14 protein-coding genes are annotated in these 17,614 nt (G+C 35.7%); 12 read left to right on the top strand and 2 right to left on the bottom strand.

Annotated features, from left to right (window positions below; translation table 11 throughout):
* Window positions 1-57 precede the first annotated feature (57 nt).
* Genes EZV73_RS01415 through EZV73_RS01405 form a run of 3 tightly spaced genes read left to right on the top strand, consistent with a single transcriptional unit; the run spans window position 58 to window position 4,764 of the window.
* Window positions 58-648: a TetR/AcrR family transcriptional regulator gene (locus EZV73_RS01415; protein WP_240837609.1), complete on the top strand. Its 591-nt coding sequence runs from the start codon at window positions 58-60 to the stop codon at window positions 646-648.
* Window positions 648-1,748, top strand: coding sequence for an efflux RND transporter periplasmic adaptor subunit (locus tag EZV73_RS01410; protein WP_240837607.1), 1,101 nt, complete (start codon window positions 648-650; stop codon window positions 1,746-1,748). Before EZV73_RS01415 ends, EZV73_RS01410 begins: the two co-directional genes overlap by 1 nt.
* Window positions 1,741-4,764, top strand: coding sequence for an efflux RND transporter permease subunit (locus tag EZV73_RS01405; RefSeq protein WP_240837605.1), 3,024 nt, complete (start codon window positions 1,741-1,743; stop codon window positions 4,762-4,764). The genes EZV73_RS01410 and EZV73_RS01405 overlap by 8 nt, the downstream gene beginning before the upstream one ends.
* A 98-nt stretch (window positions 4,765-4,862) precedes the next feature.
* On the opposite strand, the gene EZV73_RS01400 is transcribed toward EZV73_RS01405, so the two are convergent.
* On the bottom strand, window positions 4,863-5,549 hold the full coding sequence (locus tag EZV73_RS01400; RefSeq protein WP_240837602.1) for a MerR family transcriptional regulator: 687 nt from the start codon (window positions 5,547-5,549) through the stop codon (window positions 4,863-4,865).
* Window positions 5,550-5,612: 63 nt separating this feature from the next.
* Between EZV73_RS01400 and EZV73_RS01395 the strand changes: the two genes are divergently transcribed.
* From EZV73_RS01395 to EZV73_RS01370, 6 genes are all read left to right on the top strand, one after another.
* Window positions 5,613-6,230, top strand: a complete 618-nt coding sequence (locus EZV73_RS01395) for an NUDIX hydrolase (RefSeq protein WP_240837600.1) — start codon at window positions 5,613-5,615, stop codon at window positions 6,228-6,230.
* 12 nt (window positions 6,231-6,242) lie between these two features.
* On the top strand, window positions 6,243-6,887 hold the full coding sequence (locus EZV73_RS01390; protein WP_240837598.1) for a GNAT family N-acetyltransferase: 645 nt from the start codon (window positions 6,243-6,245) through the stop codon (window positions 6,885-6,887).
* Window positions 6,888-6,959: 72 nt separating this feature from the next.
* Window positions 6,960-7,499 (top strand): hypothetical protein, encoded by a 540-nt coding sequence (locus tag EZV73_RS01385; RefSeq protein WP_240837596.1) that lies wholly within the window; start codon window positions 6,960-6,962, stop codon window positions 7,497-7,499.
* A gap of 112 nt (window positions 7,500-7,611) precedes the next feature.
* On the top strand, window positions 7,612-8,883 hold the full coding sequence (locus EZV73_RS01380) for an ABC transporter substrate-binding protein (protein WP_240837594.1): 1,272 nt from the start codon (window positions 7,612-7,614) through the stop codon (window positions 8,881-8,883).
* Complete coding sequence (locus EZV73_RS01375) at window positions 8,883-10,631, top strand: sensor histidine kinase (protein WP_240837592.1); 1,749 nt, start codon at window positions 8,883-8,885, stop codon at window positions 10,629-10,631. The genes EZV73_RS01380 and EZV73_RS01375 overlap by 1 nt, the downstream gene beginning before the upstream one ends.
* Window positions 10,624-12,159, top strand: a complete 1,536-nt coding sequence (locus tag EZV73_RS01370) for a response regulator (protein WP_240837590.1) — start codon at window positions 10,624-10,626, stop codon at window positions 12,157-12,159. The genes EZV73_RS01375 and EZV73_RS01370 overlap by 8 nt, the downstream gene beginning before the upstream one ends.
* Before the next feature lie 96 nt (window positions 12,160-12,255).
* Here the strand turns inward: EZV73_RS01370 and EZV73_RS01365 are convergent, their stop codons facing one another.
* Window positions 12,256-13,710: a sulfatase-like hydrolase/transferase gene (locus tag EZV73_RS01365; RefSeq protein WP_240837588.1), complete on the bottom strand. Its 1,455-nt coding sequence runs from the start codon at window positions 13,708-13,710 to the stop codon at window positions 12,256-12,258.
* A gap of 91 nt (window positions 13,711-13,801) precedes the next feature.
* Between EZV73_RS01365 and EZV73_RS01360 the strand changes: the two genes are divergently transcribed.
* The 3 genes from EZV73_RS01360 to EZV73_RS01350 all read left to right on the top strand — a co-directional run bounded on the left by EZV73_RS01360 (window position 13,802) and on the right by EZV73_RS01350 (window position 17,596).
* Complete coding sequence (locus tag EZV73_RS01360; RefSeq protein ID WP_240837586.1) at window positions 13,802-14,725, top strand: AraC family transcriptional regulator; 924 nt, start codon at window positions 13,802-13,804, stop codon at window positions 14,723-14,725.
* Between the two features lie 105 nt (window positions 14,726-14,830).
* A complete protein-coding gene (locus EZV73_RS01355) occupies window positions 14,831-16,195 on the top strand; it encodes a sulfatase-like hydrolase/transferase (RefSeq protein WP_240837584.1) in 1,365 nt (454 codons plus the stop codon).
* Window positions 16,196-17,596, top strand: a complete 1,401-nt coding sequence (locus EZV73_RS01350) for a sulfatase (protein ID WP_240837583.1) — start codon at window positions 16,196-16,198, stop codon at window positions 17,594-17,596.
* Window positions 17,597-17,614 lie beyond the last annotated feature (18 nt).

Below are 17,614 nucleotides of genomic sequence, written 5' to 3'. Positions count from 1 at the left end.
TTATTACTCTAAACTTTTAAATTAATAATGAACACTAATGCATTTATTGGAGGATCTATGGCACAGGTATTAAAAGAAGAAGTAAAAGAAAGAATCATGAGTACCGCAGTTCTTGAGTTTTTTGACAAGGGTTTTGATAACAGTTCTTTAAGAAAAATAGCCTTAGGTGCAGGTATTACACCAGGAAACTTGTATCATTACTTTGATAATAAAGAAGCCCTTTATGAAGAAATTGTAGGTTCTGCATATAGAAAGCTCAATAAGATTTTTGCAGAAGTAACCAACAACCAGTTGGATATGGATCAAGAATTCACAATTGAGAACTATGACAGACTAAGAAGAGAACATTCTGGCAAAATCGCTGAAAGAGTTATCAGTGAAATATTAGAATTTTTCTCAAGTGATTACTTGGCAGTACTGATATTACTAAAAGACGATCGTGCTGAGTTTGTTTTGAACTCTAGATTCAGAATGATAGATTGGATTGCCTCGCAGTTTAAGTATATCTATGGAGATGAAAAGCTAGCAAAGGATTTAGCCTATAGTTTTACAGAAGGCATTATTCATATATGTACAACATCAGAAGATGATATGTCAGACAGAATTGTTCAGTTTGTTGGATTCTACTTTATGAAAGGATTAGATTAATGTTTAAAAGATTGGCATCATTGGGTTTGGTCATAATTGCTATAACAACATCCTTAATAGCGTGTAACAAGGAGCAAGTTGTTATTGAAAGCAAGGAGAGGATTGTAACGACAACTAGGTTAGATGAAAGTGAAATGGTTGAGCGTGTATCTTACATTGGACACATCGAACCGAGGGAGATAAAGAATTATGCCCTGAAGACAAGTGGCTTGATTGAGGAGATTCACATAGAATCTGGGCAGGCCATTGAATCTGGTGACATCTTGGTAACTCTTGATGATTATGAATACAATTTAAGTTTAGAAGCTTCATCAGACCAGGTTAGTCTTGCACAACTGGACGTTTCAAAAGCTAAAGAAGCCTTGAACTATATAGAAAAGAATTATAAGGATATGAAGGTCTTATTTGAAAATGGTATAGCAAGCCAGGCTCAAATGGATGAACTAGAGCTACAAAGAGACATTAAACAAAAGGAATACAATCAGGCTATAAATGTCTTGAGTCAGGCTAATGTTGATAGCAAGTATAAAGAGTCTACTTTAGAAGATACAAGCTTGTATGCTGATATCGACGGATATGTTGTGGATGTCTTAAATGAACCAGGAGAGCTTATTGCAGAAGGTTATCCCCTTGTCATTGTAAGAAGTAAGGACAATGTTGTTAAGATTGGTATGACGGCAGAAGATGTTAAACAGATAGATATTAATACAAGAGCTAAAGTTGTCGTAGATGACAAAGAGTATGATGCTCTTGTGAGTAACATCAATATGATGCCTGATATGAAATCCAAGACCTTTGAAGTGGCACTCACAATTGATCATGGTAACTTCTTCATTGGAGAATCTGCTAAAGTTTATTTTGAAATGCAGATGATCAAAGGTGTATGGGTGGACATTTCATATATCTTAAATGATGGTGTAGACTATGTGTATTTGGAAAAAGACAACCGTGCGACTAGGGTTGATGTTCAATTAGCAGAACTTAATGAGTCTATGGTAAGAGTTGAGAACTTAGAACCTGGCTCAAACTTGATTATCAGTGGTACCAATGTACTTGCAGAAGGTTATAAAGTAAAGTCTGTAGGTGATCATAATGAGTAAGATTATTGCAGCTGCTATTAAAGAGAGAAAAGTAACGATTTTCTTGTCTATAGTTGTTCTACTTTTCGGAGCTTACTCCTATTATTTTATTCCCAAACAAGAAAATCCTGATACATCTGCACCAATAGCTCAAGTGATTACGACCTATCCTGGTGCTTCTGCAAATGATATAGAGGCTTTAATAACAAAAAAGATTGAGGACTCTGTAGCTGAATTAGAGGGTGTAGAGTATATCAAGTCATTTTCTTATGACAATGCTTCCATTGTCATGGTCATGCTGAATTATGAAGTGGATTATGAAGAACAATGGGAGCAGTTAAGAATAAATATCGATGAAATAGCCAATGAACTGCCAAGTGATGCATGGACACCTGAAGTCAAAACAGAGTTATCTGAAACTGCTGGCATGATACTTTCTGTCAGTGGCGATGATTATTCATATGACCAGCTTGAAGACATTGCAGTCCAATACAAAGAAAAGCTAGAAGTTATTCCAGGTATCAAACGAATTGATATTGAAGGCAGTGTTGAAAAAGAGTTGGTTATAGAAATACACAATGAAAAACTTGCCGCCTATAATATTTCGACAAATGATATTTATGATATGATTAGGGCTCAAAATGTAGAGATTCCATCTGGTGCCATTAAGACTGAAACTGGAAAAATCAACTTGAAAACACCAGACAGTCTAAGCAGTCAGAGAGATTTAGAAGAATTAATTATATATGTTTCTGAGGACACTGGCAGTGTTGTAAGACTTAAAGATGTGGCAAGTGTATCATTTGATTATGTGGACAATAGTCTTAGATTTAGAGATGATGGTCGTCCAGCTGTACTGGTAACAGGCTATTTCATGGAAAATCAAAATGTCGTTTTAATTGGTAAGGACGTAAGAGACGAATTAGACCAAATGTCATATGAGATGCCAGACAATATCAGCATCAATGAGGTTCTGTTTTTACCTGAAGATGTAGACGGTGCTGTATCAGATTTTATCATCAACTTACTACAAGGTATTTTCTTTGTTATTCTTGTTGTACTTATTGGCATGGGCCTTAGAAATGCCATGATTGTATCTGTTACAATCCCACTTTCTATTGCTTCAACATTTATAGCCATGACTTTACTAGGCATTGAAATACAGCAGGTATCTATAGCTGCTTTAATTATTGCTTTAGGTATTTTAGTTGATAATTCCATTGTTATAAGTGACGCGGTTCAAATAAAAATCAACGAAGGTTTAAGCATGTTTGAAGCTTCTTTCCAAGGAACTAAAGAACAAGCCATACCTGTTCTTGCTTCAACTTTAACAACCATAGCATCTTTTGCACCTTTGGTGGTATTACCAGGAGAAGCAGGTGTATTTACCAAATCACTTCCTCAAGTTGTGATGATATCCTTGATTGCATCTTTTGTGGTTGCCATGCTTGTAACACCAGCTCTTGCAAGTAAGTTCTTTCATAAGTCAGACAAAAATAAGGATAGTCTTTCTAGAATAAAGAAACAATATCATAAGCTGTTGAATATCAACTTAAATCGACCTAAAACAGCATTGGCAGTAACTATCATAATCTTCTTAATTGTAATGGGAACGATGACGCTACTTGAGATTAGAATGTTTCCTTATATTGATAAAAACATTATCTACTTCTCTTTAACAAGTGAAGTCAGTGGAGACATTGAAAAAAATGAGGAATTTGTAAAGTCTGTAGAAGAAATGTTATCCAATGAACCAGAGATAACCAGTATGACCAGTTCTGTTGGTGGGGGATTGCCTCGTTTCTACATGACCGCAGATATTATCACACCATCAGATGATAAAGCCCAGATTTTGAGTCAGTTTGACTTGAAAAAAAGTGGCAGGTTTAACACAGCTGAGGAACTGGCTATTTATTTGCAAGATAAGTTTGATAGTGAACTTGTTGGTGGTTATGCTACAGCCAACCTATTGGAGATAAATGTGCCAGGACCGGCCATAGAAATAAGATTATCAGGAAAAGATTTAACAACGTTAAATGACGCTTCTAGCTTGGTCTATGAGGAGCTTTTAGATATTAATGGTACCATAAATGTACAAAACGACAATATTATGTACAAGTATGTTTATGCTTTAGATGTAGATCAAGATTTAGCAACTACTTTTGGCTTAACAAAGTACGATATTCAATATCAGATTAACTTGGCCTTAAACGGTAACAATGCTTCCATCATGAAGGTAGATGGGGAAGAGTATAATATACGTGTTGTTTCAGATATTTCTTCTTTAGATGATATTTTAAATCTACCTATAAAATCACAACACACGGGAGAAAAAATACTTGTTAAGCAGTTTGCAGATGTAAAACTAGAAGAGGAACTGACAGCTATCAAGCGATATGATAGAAACACTTTAGTTTCTGTTACAGCCGATGCAAGACCAGGTGTTTCTTCATCAGATATTCAAGCGGAAATTGAAGCTTTCATAAATGAAAATATCGATACCAAAGATATCAAAGTGGTCTATGGAGGAGATAGTGACACCATGTCTAAATACTTGACAGGTCTTATATCAGCAGGTTTAGCAGCTTTAATAGTAGTATACGTTATTTTAATGATTCAGTTTAACTCTTTCAAACAACCATTTATTATCCTTGCCAGTATTCCATTGTCTTTTATCGGTGTCATACTTGCGCTTTTAATGACAAATACACCATTTACATTTACAGTAGGGCTTGGTATAGCCAGTCTCTTTGGTATAGTGGTTAACAATGCAATTCTCTTAATTGAATACATCAACAGGGCTAGAGAAGAGGGCATGGATGTTAGAGAAGCTTGTGAAGATTCTGTAGAAAAACGCATGAGGCCGATTCTTTTGAGTTCAATCACAACTATTTTTGGACTGATACCTTTGGTCTTAGCTCAAAGTTCTTTCTTCTCTCCTATGGCTATTGCCTTAATTGGAGGCCTCTTGGTATCGACACTTTTAACTTTAACAGTTATTCCAACCATCTATTATTTGGTAGAAAGAAGAAACTAATAAAAACATCCTCATCTGGGGATGTTTTTCTATAAATTATATTAAAGTGTTCAAATAAAATGTAAATAGTCTCATATTTAGCATACAATATAATTAGATTATTTAAGAAGTAATGCTTTTAATTGACTAAGGATGATGTCGATTTGTTGGATAGGGCTTAAATCACTTAAGCTTGCCTTATGGACGACATGATCACTTATGAGAATCTGATACTCGTCATCTTCAAGATCGGGATTATCCTTGATTCTTATGAGTTCAAAGGGTTTGCCATAGACTTCATGGAAGTCTAACCTAAACTCATGAATACTGGTCAAGATATTGGGCGTGTTTTCTTTAAGAGCAATAGGTATAAGGTTATTACCAATATCTATGGTGATGTTCTTTTGGGTCATGTAAAGCCACCTTTCTTCTTTAAGATAGATTTGTTCTTTAAGAAATGCATCTAAGGTGCTGGTGTGAATCTCTTTTGAACCAGAGGTTTTAAGTATCGATTCCATAATAGATTTATAATACTGAAGTCTTTGGATGTCATCGTCTGTTTGACTGAGTCTGTCTTTTAGAACTTCCTTAAGTGATAGTGACTTGTCCAGTAAACCTTTTATAGATTTTAAAGGCAAGCCTATAGACTTGTAAAGGAGAATTTCTTCTAAGATTAGAATCTTATCATGACTAAATAAGCGTATGCCGTTTTCATTTCTTGAAAGGTCATACAGTCCTATAGATTCATAATATCTTAGTGTTCTTGTTGAAATCTGATACTTCTTAGATACATCATTAATTAACATAGAGGCCTCACTTAAATATATTATACCAGTTGACGTAAGGTCAGTGTCAAGAAAGAAGGAATCATGTCGAAAAAATGGTTAGAATGGGCGAAAGAATTACAGATGTTGTCACAAAGTGCCTTGGCATATTGTAAGGATCCTTATGATATAGAACGGTTTGAACGCATTCGCGAAATATCTGTTGAAATCATGAGTGAATACACAGATATACCTGTAGAAAAGATGAGAGATTTATTTGCTGGTGAAAGTGGCTATCAAACACCTAAAGTTGATATTAGGGCAAGCATTATTAAAGATAACAAGATTCTTCTAGTAAAAGAGAAGTTAGATGGCAAATGGTCTATGCCAGGGGGTTGGGCAGATATTGGTCTGAGTGTTTACGATAACATCATCAAAGAATCTCATGAAGAAGCGGGTGCTGTCGTAAAACCCAATAAAGTGATTGCTATTATTGATAGAAACAAACATGTTAAAGATGACTATCCTTTTACCATTTATAAGATCTTTGTAGATTGTGACTATATCAGAGGCGATCATGTAGATAATATTGAAACAAGTGAAAGTGGCTTTTTTCCACTTGATAATCTGCCTGAACTATCGGTGACAAGAAACACGTACGAGCAAATCAAAATGTGTTTTGAGGCAAAGGCAAATGAAAATCATCAAGTTATATGTGATTAGAAAGGGATTTTGATGAAATACCAATCTTATTATCACAAGTATCTTGGATACGATGGTTCTGAAATGGCTTTTTCAGAGCAAAGAGATAAACCACTCAATAGATCTTATTATTACAGAGTCATCGCCACTCAAATTGATGGCAAAGATTTCTATTCTGTATCTTCTAATTTGAGATCATTTGATGTGAAAGATACCATCAAAGAGAGTTTTGAACATATGAGAGATAAATACGAGTACAGATGCTTTTACAGGATGGGCCTTGAGTCATATAAAAGAACTCAAGTCAACTTATCTCGTGTCTATACCTATGACGACTTAGATAAGTTTGATAGTCAAAAAAGAGCACATGTCATTCAAAGCTATAAAGATATCTTAGATCAAGGCAGACGTTTTGTTGTAACTGTATCAGGAGAAAATGTCGCCTATGGTATGATAAGTGACATAGATTTTGGTGGTGGAAATATAGTGGTTTATGTTAAACCTGAACATAGAAATAAGGGATATGCAAAAATGCTGGTATCTTCATGTGTAGATTGGTGTTTAGACCATGACATACTCCCAGTTTATTTGGTGGATAAAGACAATCTTCCTTCCATAAGACTTGCAAAGTCTCTTGGATTTGCAAGCTTTTCAACTGAACATGTTCTGTCAGAATAAATAGGAAACATATGATTGCTTTTATATCTTTCTAAAATATGGTATGATACTTTTTAGAAAGAAGGGCTATAAATGAAATTAGTTAGTGATTATCGAGTAAGATATACTAAGTGGGTTTATCTTATGATTATTCCATTAATTGTTTACTTTTTTACGTTCAAAGGGTATATTTATGATTTGGTAGCTGGCGGTATCATGTTCATGTACTGGACTTTACTGGTTATGTTTATCAATCGTTATTTTAAGGTGTGGTTACAAGAAAAGTTAGCCTTGCTACTAGGTTATCAGCCACAAGCTTATTATAAGACTTTAAAGCCAAAAGTTGTGCCGCAAAAGCAGTTGACTGCAGTTGATGTACAAAAGTTAGAAGGCTATCCAATTTTAATGGTGATGGCAATCAACTTCCTTGTAGCAACAGGTCTATATGCACTTGCTGGACCGGTTCTTATTACACAGATTTTCTTCGGTGGCTTTATATTATCTTTTAATATCCACTACTCAAGTATCAGTAAAATAGTAAAAACATTGGAATATCCAAATGCATTTTATGAGTATACGACAATATCTACAAAGATATACGATACGTCGGTAAAATCTCATGCAATATCTTAGAACTGTTTAATCAGTTCTATTTTTATTTTTTGAGCAAAATATTCGTCTTAAGCGCAAGAATCTACATTGACGCAAGCTTTGATTTAAGAGTATGCTTAATGTGGAGGCAATTATGAAAAGACACTATCTATTAACCTATGTATTTATAGGCATAGCAATTTTATCAGCAATTATCTTTTATATGAGTACAGATAGACTGACTTATAGTAAGAGTTTAAATAATGAATCAGATCTTGTTACCATTAGATTTTCAAGCTCCTGGGCTGGTCTAGACTCAAAAGCTGCATATTTGGAAAGGGTTATAGCAGCCTTTGAAGAAGAAAATCCAGGAATTAGAATCATGAATGAGTCTATGTATGGAGAGGATTTTTTATTTACTTTAAAAGCAGATTTTGCATCAGGCAATGGACCTGATGTCTTTGGCGTATGGCCAGGTTCTGATTTGGACTTGTTAATTGAAAATGGTATGGTTGCAGACTTAAAAGAGGTCTTAGATCAAGATGAAACTTGGTCCAGTAACTTTGACTCTTCCATATTTGAGTTTATGGACCAGGGAGATCATATATACAGTATTCCATTTGAGGTCATTTATGAAGGCCTTTATTATAACAAGGATCTTTTTGAAGACTTTGAAGTAGACATTCCATATGATTATGAATCTTTATTAGAAGCCGTCCGAGCTTTTAAAAAGAAGGGGATTATTCCTATCGCCTATAATATGACACCTGAAGGGAGCTTTATTTATCAAAACATCGTGGTACAACTAGCAGGTGTAGAAGGGACAGAGAATCCACTTAAAAATGGACAAGTAGAAGATGGCTATATTGAAGCCATGTATAAGATGAGAGAACTTTATCAGATGGGTGCCTTTCCGAGAAATGCCCTTAACTTTGACGATGCATCAAGAAATATGCTCTTTATTGATAAAAGAGCGGCCATGATTGTACAGGGGTCATGGTTTAACAGTGGGGCATTAGATGAATCGGTAGGCTTGATACCCTTTCCGATGAAAGATGACAAGTATGTGATTTATGGGATTGGAAATGGTAATTTCCATATGAACCAAAATACTTACGATGATCCTGTTAAAAAACAGGCAGCACTAAAGTTTCTTAAGTACCTTACATCAGAATCTGGTCGACGTATTTTTAACGAGTCACCTTCTTTTATTGGTACAAGAACCAGTGAAGACGATGACTACTTAAAGGTCCAGGGTTTAAAGCTTATAGAAGATGCTGATTACCTGGTTAAACCGCCAGACCATTTTATCAACAGGACATTTTGGGAAAATGTTTTAATTAAAGACTTCCCAGCCATGTTAGAGGGCGAAATATCACCAGAAGAAATTTTTGACAAACTACATGATTACCAAGAGGAGGATTAATGGGGTTTTATAAAAAATTGAACATTAAAAACAAACTCTTATTTATGTTTGTTTTTCAAATGGTTTTGCCTGTGATCATCCTAGGATTTTTCTTGCTTAGAAATGTAGAAAGTAATATGAAAAGTCAGGCACTGACTTTATCACAAGATATGTTAAAGGTGCTCGAGCTTAGGATTACTGATTTTACAAGCGGTATTAAATCTGTATCACAAGACCTCTTATATGACTTAGAAGTTTATGATGTCTTAAATGATGATCAATCAGACAAGTTCATCTACTATCATAATGTCAACAATTTAAAGAATGTATTAAGAACCTTAACCTTATCGAATGATGGTATTCAAGCCATTACCATTTATGATAAAAGAGGTTCTAACCATACCTATGATATGTCGAGTGGTCGATTAAACAACTTAAAGGATATCCCCTATGATATTCTTTTAGAGAAATCTAGACAAGCTGAAGGCAGGCCTATCTGGCATGTGGATTATGAGGGGACCAATGCAAATATTTATATGTCTAGAATCATCAATGACATAGATACCTTTAATGAAGTAGGCTTGTTGGTCATTAGAGTAGACTTTATGCCCATGAAAAATGATTATGAAAACCTTTCATCTGATATTTTTCAGTCTATAGCCTTATTAGAAAATGACGGCCAGATTATTTTTACAACAGAAAACAGTCCTATTCATAGTGAGTCTGTTAACTATGATGAATCAACGGGTGTTCTTTACGAAGATGATTCTAAAGAACGGATCATTTCTTATAGAAAAGTAGACAACCCCAACTGGGTCATTGTAACAGCCATTTCTAAGAAGGTCTTACTTAGAGATGTGACTAAGTTTACCCAGTATGCTTTCATGATATTTATACCAATGGCAGTACTACTATCCTTTTTTACCATCTTTGAAGGCATGCATATGGTAGAGGCTATCAACCAAATTGTATCTGGTATGAAAGATGTCAGTAAAGGCAAGAAACATGTCAATATCCAAGTGGATAGGGGGGATGAACTGGGTTTTCTTGCTGAATCCTTTAATGATATGTCAACGGAACTTAAAAATCTTGTTGAAAATGTAAAGACTGAACAGATCACAAGAAAAGAAGTTGAAATGAAAGCCTTACAGGCTCAAATAAATCCTCATTTCTTGTACAATACCCTAGAAACCATCAACTGGCATGCCCAGTTAAAAGGGGCACCTGAAATCAGTGAAATGGTGACAGCTTTATCATCCATCATGGAAGCGACCATTGGACGAGACAACAAACTGATCAGTCTTAGGGATGAAATGAAGTACATAGAAAACTACATCTCTATTATGAAATATAGATATGAAGGCAGACTGACCTTTAAAAGAGACATAGATCCTCAAATACTGAGTATCAAGATACCAAGGTTGATTTTACAACCGATTGTTGAAAATGCTATTAATCATGGGATTGGAAAAACTAAGAAGGTGGGTGAAATCAATATCTCTGCCTTCAGAAAAGAAGAAGATATCGTCATAGAGATTTGCGACAATGGAAAGGGTATGACGGTAGACACCTTAAAGGAAGTTTATCAAAGAATTGGAGACAAACAGGATGGTTCCAGCATTGGTCTTCAAAATGTGGACAAGCGTTTAAAACTCTTCTATGGAGAAGACTATGGTATTACCATCTTGTCAGAAGAAGATGTCTATACAAAAGTTGTTGTTATTATACCTGAGAAGAAACTGACACAAGGAGATAACTATTATGTTTAAAGTAGTCATTATAGACGATGAACCCATTGTAAGAAAGGGCATCATCAACATCATCGATTGGGCATCTCTCGGCTGTCAGGTTGTCTCAGAAGCATCAAATGGTCTAGAAGGTATGGAGATTATTAGACAGTACAAGCCTGATATCATTCTAACAGACATCAATATGCCTGAAATAGATGGTTTGGAAATGATCAGAAATACCTTGGACATCATTCCTTGGAGCAAGATCATCATCTTAACGGGCTACAGGGAGTTTGATTATATTCAGGAAGCCTTAAAGCTAGGAGCCAGTGAGTTTCTACTAAAACCATCTAAAATTGATGAAATCACAACGGCTGTAAAAAAGGCTTGCTTGGAGCTTGAATATAAAAACCGACGAGATGAAAACATACAAGCTTTAAAAGATCACTATGACAGGTCTTTGCCCCTACTAAAGGAGAAGCTTCTATTTGATATTGTTTTTTCAACAGCACTCAATGAAAAAGAAATTGAGGAGGAGCTAGAACTCTATGGTATGCATATTGACTCTTTTGTCATGGTATCTGTTGATATATCTCATGAAAAGCCAATTGATATTTATCAAAAGCAGCTCTTTAAAATTGGTATAAAAAATGCATTTGTCGATATATTTAAAGACCTCTACTTGTGTGAAACCATTCATGTGACTCAGTCTAGGATGACTTTTGTCCTTCAGTCTAAAAGCAGTCTACAGGACTTTACTGATGATGTATCAAAGAAGGCCGAAAGTTTCCAAGTACTTATCAAGTCATGTTTTGATTTAAATATGTCCTTGGCCATCAGTACTCAGGGCAATGGTTTTAGGCAACTATCTTCTAAGATGAAGGAGTGTGAGCAGGCCTTAAGTTATAAGCTCTATTTTGGTGAAGACGCCCTTATCTTATACGACGATATAAAAACACTCTCATTTGATAGAGAAGATGACAGTCTTAAAACCATCTCAGAAGACATACTATCTGCTATAAAGATTGGAAATGAACACCTATTAGACGAGCTTAACAAGAAGTTGTATCCACTTATTGAAAAGACTGATTATCAGAGTAAGTTTTCAGATTTAGTTGCAAGCATCAAGCAGGTTTCAATTGATCAAGTACATGACTTTAATGACCGAGATTTCAAGACTTGTATCAAGATATACGAGTCTATCGCCAGTGATTATAGGCAAGAAGCAAAAAACAGTCATCTGAATAACTTGAGTCAAATACTCAAACAGTCTTTGGAATACATCCACAACAATTACCAAGACTCCATTTCACTACAAGATGTTGCTGATTATACTTATGTCTCGATATACTACTTATCTAGGATGTTTAAAAAGGAGATTGGTAAGAACTTCGTTGATTACTTGAATGAGTATCGTATTCAGAAATCTTATCATTATTTAAAAGACTATGAGTTAAAAACCTATGAAGTTGCTGAACTGGTAGGAATATCTGATCCACATTACTTTTCTAAGCTTTTTAAGAAGTATACTGGTCAAACACCAACTGAATATAGGAACAAACTATAGCTGTATTCCTAGGAATACAGCTCTTTTTGTCTTTATATTTCAACATGTTGAAAATTGAAGATATGAAAAAGTCAGGAAAAGTTTAAAATAAACTTATCATTTCCTTCTAACAAGTTCCTTTATTTCAAGGCCAGTAGCATAGTCAAGTTGCCTTGGTTGGTCATCGCCTGTTGGTCTTTGACGGGTCATGCCACTGTAGTCCCAAGTCGGTATGAAATCTTTATTCCATGGCCGTTGTTCCCAGTAATAACCACGATAAGGATCACGCGTTTGATTCATCCAGTTAAGCAGCTTTTGGTGAAGTTGATTTCTTGTATCAGCGTGACTCTCAGAATGAATCAGGTTAATTTTCTCATGAGGATCTGTATTTAAATCATAGAGTTCATCAAGTGTCAGAAGATTGATGATGAGTTTATAGCGATTATCCCTGATACATCGTATGGGTTGAAAACCACCAAAACCATCGTGATCTATTTCATATCTGGTAAATTCCATAAAAACTGCGTCTTGATCTTCTGGTTGATCATCGAGTGTATTAAGCAGAGACCTGCCTTCTAAATGACTTGGTATATTTAGGTCGAAGTAGTCTAAACAGGTAGGTAAAATATCTATATGACTAATGAGTCTGTCAGAAGAACCTGTTTGAATATTATCTTGCCACTTGATGATAAAAGGGATTTTTGTGATGCTGTCGTACATGGCAGGCCCCTTAGAATGAATGCCGTGATCGCCTAAAGCATCACCATGATCCGAAGTGTAGATAATCAAAGCATCAGGTGCAGATGTTTCGATGGCTTCTAATACACGACCGATTTCATAATCCACATAAGAGTTACAAGCGTAAAGACGTTTTGCCTCTTCCGTTAAAGATGTTGTCTTGTAAAATGACTTGCTTTTATCAGACCAAAGTTTAATGTGGTCAGGTGATAGGTCTGAAAGTTCATCAAGATTATGGTCAATGGTGTGGTCGAGCTCGTAAAATGATTTTGGCATGATATAAGGATCATGGGGCTCGTCGTATGAGACCACCAGCATAAATTCTTTGTCCTTGTGTTTTTCAATGAAATCAAGTGCATAATTTGAACACCTATGCCCAAATGTAAAGGATTCGTCTACACCTGCTAAGACGGTTTCAAATTGTCTTGATTTTATCCTATCTTCTTTACTTAAATCATCAAGGTAATTTCTCATATCGTACCAGTAATCAGGCATATAGCCTTGAGGGCAAATACCATTTCCAAAATAATCTCCACCATCAAGGTGCCATTTTCCGATATAGCCAGAGGCAATGTCTCTATTATATAAGTAATCACCTAGAGTATTCGAAAGCTGGTTTAAGGACATTGAGTTTGAGGTCATACCATTAGTATGGGGATAGGTACCTGTAAAGATAGCAGATCTTGCCGGTCCACAAACAGGTTGAGTGGTATAAGCCTTTTTAAAAACCTTACCTTGGCTGGCCAAACGGTTTAAGTTAGGCGTGTGCTGACCACCTATCATATCATGACGCTGGGTGTCAGTCATAATTAAAATACATTGTTTTCTTTTCATCGTATCATCCTTTCTATTTGAATCATAAATGGAAAGAAAGACAATAAAAAGGGAACTTTCCGACATGTAAAAGTAAAAATACGAGGTGTTTATGAAACTAGAATCTCTTATCAATCATATAAATCCTGTCATCAGGAAAATTGGGGTACAGAACAATGAATGGCCAGACAAGAAGAGAATAATCTATGATTATGAAATGTTATTTTGCATAAAAGGCAGTCTACAGGTGATTGAGGACAAACAGGTCCACATGTTAAAAAGAAATGATTGTTTACTCATTCCTCCTAATAAGAAACATAGGCTGAAACTCACGTCAAAGGACCATCTTATTATATGGGTGCATTTTGATCTTTTTTCTTCCTTTAATCAAAGAAGTTTAGATGCAAGCCTTAGAAATAATCACTTAGATCTGTTTAAGAAGGAACTTGAAAACAGGGTTTTCATAAGAAACAATGTGTTTAAATCAGATGCCGATTTAAAAGTATCCTTTGAAGATGAACTGGCAGAAGATCTTACAAGTAAAGTATTAAATCTCAGACAAGTATTTACTGATAAAAAGGCTTTTTATGTTTTGGAATCAAAGTGCATTTTCCTATCTATTTTGACAAGCTATTTTAAAGAGCTAGAAAAAAGTTATGATCTGATTCACGAAGAGGACTTATTGGAAGTACTAATTAGCCAGTATATCCATGAAAATATACATGAAAAAATTTCTGTAGCAGAAATCGGCAAACAAGTTGGGTATCATCCAGACTATTTGAATCGATTGTTCAAGCAAAAGAAAGCTTGTTCTATCAGGACTTATATTACGGATTATAAACTTATGACGATTAAGGAACTCTTATTAAATGAAGAGATGAATCTTCAAGAGATTAGTGAGATGACAGGCTTTAGTTCTGTCAATTATCTCTCTAAGTTTTTCAAGTCACATGTAGGTATAAGACCTATCCAATACCGGAAGGTCAATCTACAGAATTCAACATCTTCAAAATGTGAAAAAACCACTAACATATGACTTTGTAAAGGCTTGAGGGGGAGGGGGAATTTTGATGATTCATTGTTGATTAATGATGATTTTGCATTGTAATGATGAATGTTAACCTATATATGGGAGGCATATATGAAAAAACATTTAGTAATGATTATGACTGACCATCAAAGAGCAGATGCTATTGGGAGAGCATTTGATGGTAAAGAAGTCATGCCATATTTAAGTTCCTTGGCTCGTACAGGCATCAAATTTAACAGAGCATATACCACTTGCCCCTTATGTGCACCGGCAAGAACTGCACTTGCAACAGGCAAATGGCCATCTGAGTCAGGCGTCATCTATAATGATTGGTCTGGAAAAACAGCCAGACAAGTAAAAACAATTGATGATTATCTAAAGGATGCTGGTTATTCAGTTGGAAGAATCGGTGTACAGCATGTAAAAGTCAAGCCTGCTTTGGAATCCAGAAGTGATTATGATGCTTTTTATACAGAAGTTGATTATAAGAATTTTATGAAAAACTTAGGGCATGAGCTTGGAACGGACTCTAGAGACAAAACACCTGTTAAGGAGTGGTTAGATGGGACTTATCAAGAAAAAAAGTACTCTAACACACGAGTGAGTCAGTGGCCTTTTGATGATGACTTGTTCAAAGATGCCTGGTTTGTTGATAAAGGCATAGATTTTATAGAAAAAGAATCATCCAAACCTAAGGCTTTATTCCTTAATATATGGGCTCCACATCCACCTTTGATATTACCAACCTGTGTAAAAGATCAGTTTAGTATTTCGGAAAACGTTTTACCAAGTAATATCAATCAAACAAGTCTCAATGAACCCTCTCTTAGGCGACAAGGCATTGCAGCTCAACTAGGAGAGCATATCAGTAAAAAGGAGTGGGCCAAGGTTTGGTCAGCACATCACAGCCTCTTATATTTTGCTGATATGCAAATCAAACGTTTGATGGCGGTTGTTGATAAGAAGCTTGGTCTTGAAAATGTACTCTTTGTATTTACTTCAGACCATGGTGATCATTTGGGTCAGCATCAAATGTATCAGAAGATGGAAATGTATGAGCAAGCGATAAATGTGCCATTCATCATAAGAGATGATCGACTGAAAAGGCGTGAGGTCGAAACTTGTGTTTCACATCTTGATTTGATGCCAACAGTACTTGGCTTATTAGGTATAGCTTGTGACAAGCTTGATGGTAGAGATTTAAGTTGGTGTTTAGAAAATGATTTGAATATAAGAGATATGCCAGTCTACGCTCAGTATTCTGGAAACCCTGGTATAGGTACCATGCGTCGTACAATTGTTGATGGGTCCTTAAAGCTGACCCTGGATTCAAATGGGGATAGGGAGTTTTACAACTTGAACTCAGATCCTCTAGAAATGAACAATCTAATGCATGACCCACGTATTCAAGACATGGAAAATGACTTGATATCATGGTGCCGTAATCGTCAAGATGTTTTTACAAAGGAGAAGTAAATGAAACAACCAAACCTGATATATATATTTGCAGATCAGTGGCGCAGGCATGCTATTTCTAGCTACAATCAAGATCCTGTAATAACACCCAACTTTGATGAGTTTATAAGAGAATCTGCTCATACCAAACATGCCATTTCCTGTTGCCCCTTATGTTCACCTCACAGGTCGTCCCTTTTAACAGGCAGATACCCACTTGAAACAGGTGTATGGACCAATTGTAAGGTAGGGCTTGATGTAGAACTGGATACTTCTATTAAATCCATTGCAGACTATTTAAATGATGCAGGCTATAAGACAGGCTATATCGGTAAATGGCATTTGGATTTGCCTGAGTTAAATAAGAGTCCGGTGCCTTTGTCAGGTGCACAAGGATGGGATGCCTTTACACCGCCAGGAAGAGGGCGAATGGGCTTTGAATATTGGTATTCATATGGTGCAATGGACAATCACTTATCTCCTCATTACTGGGAAGATTCACATGAAAAAATCCATATAAACCAGTGGTCGCCCCAACATGAAACAGATAAGGCAATAGATTTTATTCATAGACAAAAGTCACCATTTGCACTATTTGTTTCATGGAATCCACCTCATAATCCTTATGATGTGGTACCTGACAAATACAGGTCTTTATATGATAAAGATAAAATTAAACTAAGAGACAATGTTCTTTATAACAGCATCGGTCATCATACCGATCCCAAAGAAGCTACTTCACAAGATGAACTTCTAACAATGACCAGAGATTACTATGCGGCTGTAACGGGGATTGATGAGCAGTTTGGAAGAATATTATCAACACTTGAAGTCCTGGACATAGATGAAAATACCATCGTTGTAGTTTCATCTGATCATGGTGATATGATGGGGTCACATGGTTTAATAGGTAAACATGTCTGGTATGAGGAAGCCATTAATATCCCTTGGATGATCAGATGGCCTTGTAAAATCAATCCAGGTGAGTTTTCAGGGGTCATCAATAGTGTCGATCAAATGCCTACTCTTTTATCATTGATGGATGTACCTTTTGATCCAGTCAGCGGTATGGATTGTAGTGACAACTTGTTGGAATTATCACCTAGTCGTCATTCAGCTTTTATTCACGCCTATCCAGGAAGAGCGGCAGTAGTAAAATCATTTAAAGAAAAGGGCTTAAACAATCTTTCTTATGGATGGAGAGGAGTAAGAAATCAAAGGTATACATTGGTTGCAGACAGAGGCTATAAGCCTGTAGAAGTTAAAACAGAGTATTTCTACTATGATCTAATATCGGATCCGCTACAGGTCTCACCGATGAAGTATCAAAAAAATGAATCGGAAATTCTTGATGAGATGTATTCGGAACTCATGTCATATCTAGAATCTACCAATGATCCATTTGTAGTACATATGTCGTAATAATGTTATAATTAGAGA

The organism is Acidaminobacter sp. JC074 (genome assembly GCF_022496765.1).
GTDB lineage: Bacteria > Bacillota > Clostridia > Peptostreptococcales > Acidaminobacteraceae > JABXKX01.
The sequence above is the reverse complement of the archived record's forward strand: the minus strand, read 5'-3'. Positions and strand labels throughout refer to the sequence as shown.

Excerpts from the sequence above, each read along its gene's own strand:
- EZV73_RS01365 (WP_240837588.1), bottom strand. The coding sequence starts at position 13,710 with ATGAAAAGAAAACAATGTATTTTAATTATGACTGACACCCAGCGTCAT.
- EZV73_RS01400 (WP_240837602.1), bottom strand. The coding sequence starts at position 5,549 with ATGTTAATTAATGATGTATCTAAGAAGTATCAGATTTCAACAAGAACA.
- EZV73_RS01380 (WP_240837594.1), top strand. The coding sequence starts at position 7,612 with ATGAAAAGACACTATCTATTAACCTATGTATTTATAGGCATAGCAATT.
- EZV73_RS01360 (WP_240837586.1), top strand. The coding sequence starts at position 13,802 with ATGAAACTAGAATCTCTTATCAATCATATAAATCCTGTCATCAGGAAA.
- EZV73_RS01390 (WP_240837598.1), top strand. The coding sequence starts at position 6,243 with ATGAAATACCAATCTTATTATCACAAGTATCTTGGATACGATGGTTCT.
- EZV73_RS01375 (WP_240837592.1), top strand. The coding sequence starts at position 8,883 with ATGGGGTTTTATAAAAAATTGAACATTAAAAACAAACTCTTATTTATG.
- EZV73_RS01355 (WP_240837584.1), top strand. The coding sequence starts at position 14,831 with ATGAAAAAACATTTAGTAATGATTATGACTGACCATCAAAGAGCAGAT.
- EZV73_RS01410 (WP_240837607.1), top strand. The coding sequence starts at position 648 with ATGTTTAAAAGATTGGCATCATTGGGTTTGGTCATAATTGCTATAACA.
- EZV73_RS01370 (WP_240837590.1), top strand. The coding sequence starts at position 10,624 with ATGTTTAAAGTAGTCATTATAGACGATGAACCCATTGTAAGAAAGGGC.
- EZV73_RS01350 (WP_240837583.1), top strand. The coding sequence starts at position 16,196 with ATGAAACAACCAAACCTGATATATATATTTGCAGATCAGTGGCGCAGG.
- EZV73_RS01395 (WP_240837600.1), top strand. The coding sequence starts at position 5,613 with ATGTCGAAAAAATGGTTAGAATGGGCGAAAGAATTACAGATGTTGTCA.
- EZV73_RS01385 (WP_240837596.1), top strand. The coding sequence starts at position 6,960 with ATGAAATTAGTTAGTGATTATCGAGTAAGATATACTAAGTGGGTTTAT.
- EZV73_RS01405 (WP_240837605.1), top strand. The coding sequence starts at position 1,741 with ATGAGTAAGATTATTGCAGCTGCTATTAAAGAGAGAAAAGTAACGATT.
- EZV73_RS01415 (WP_240837609.1), top strand. The coding sequence starts at position 58 with ATGGCACAGGTATTAAAAGAAGAAGTAAAAGAAAGAATCATGAGTACC.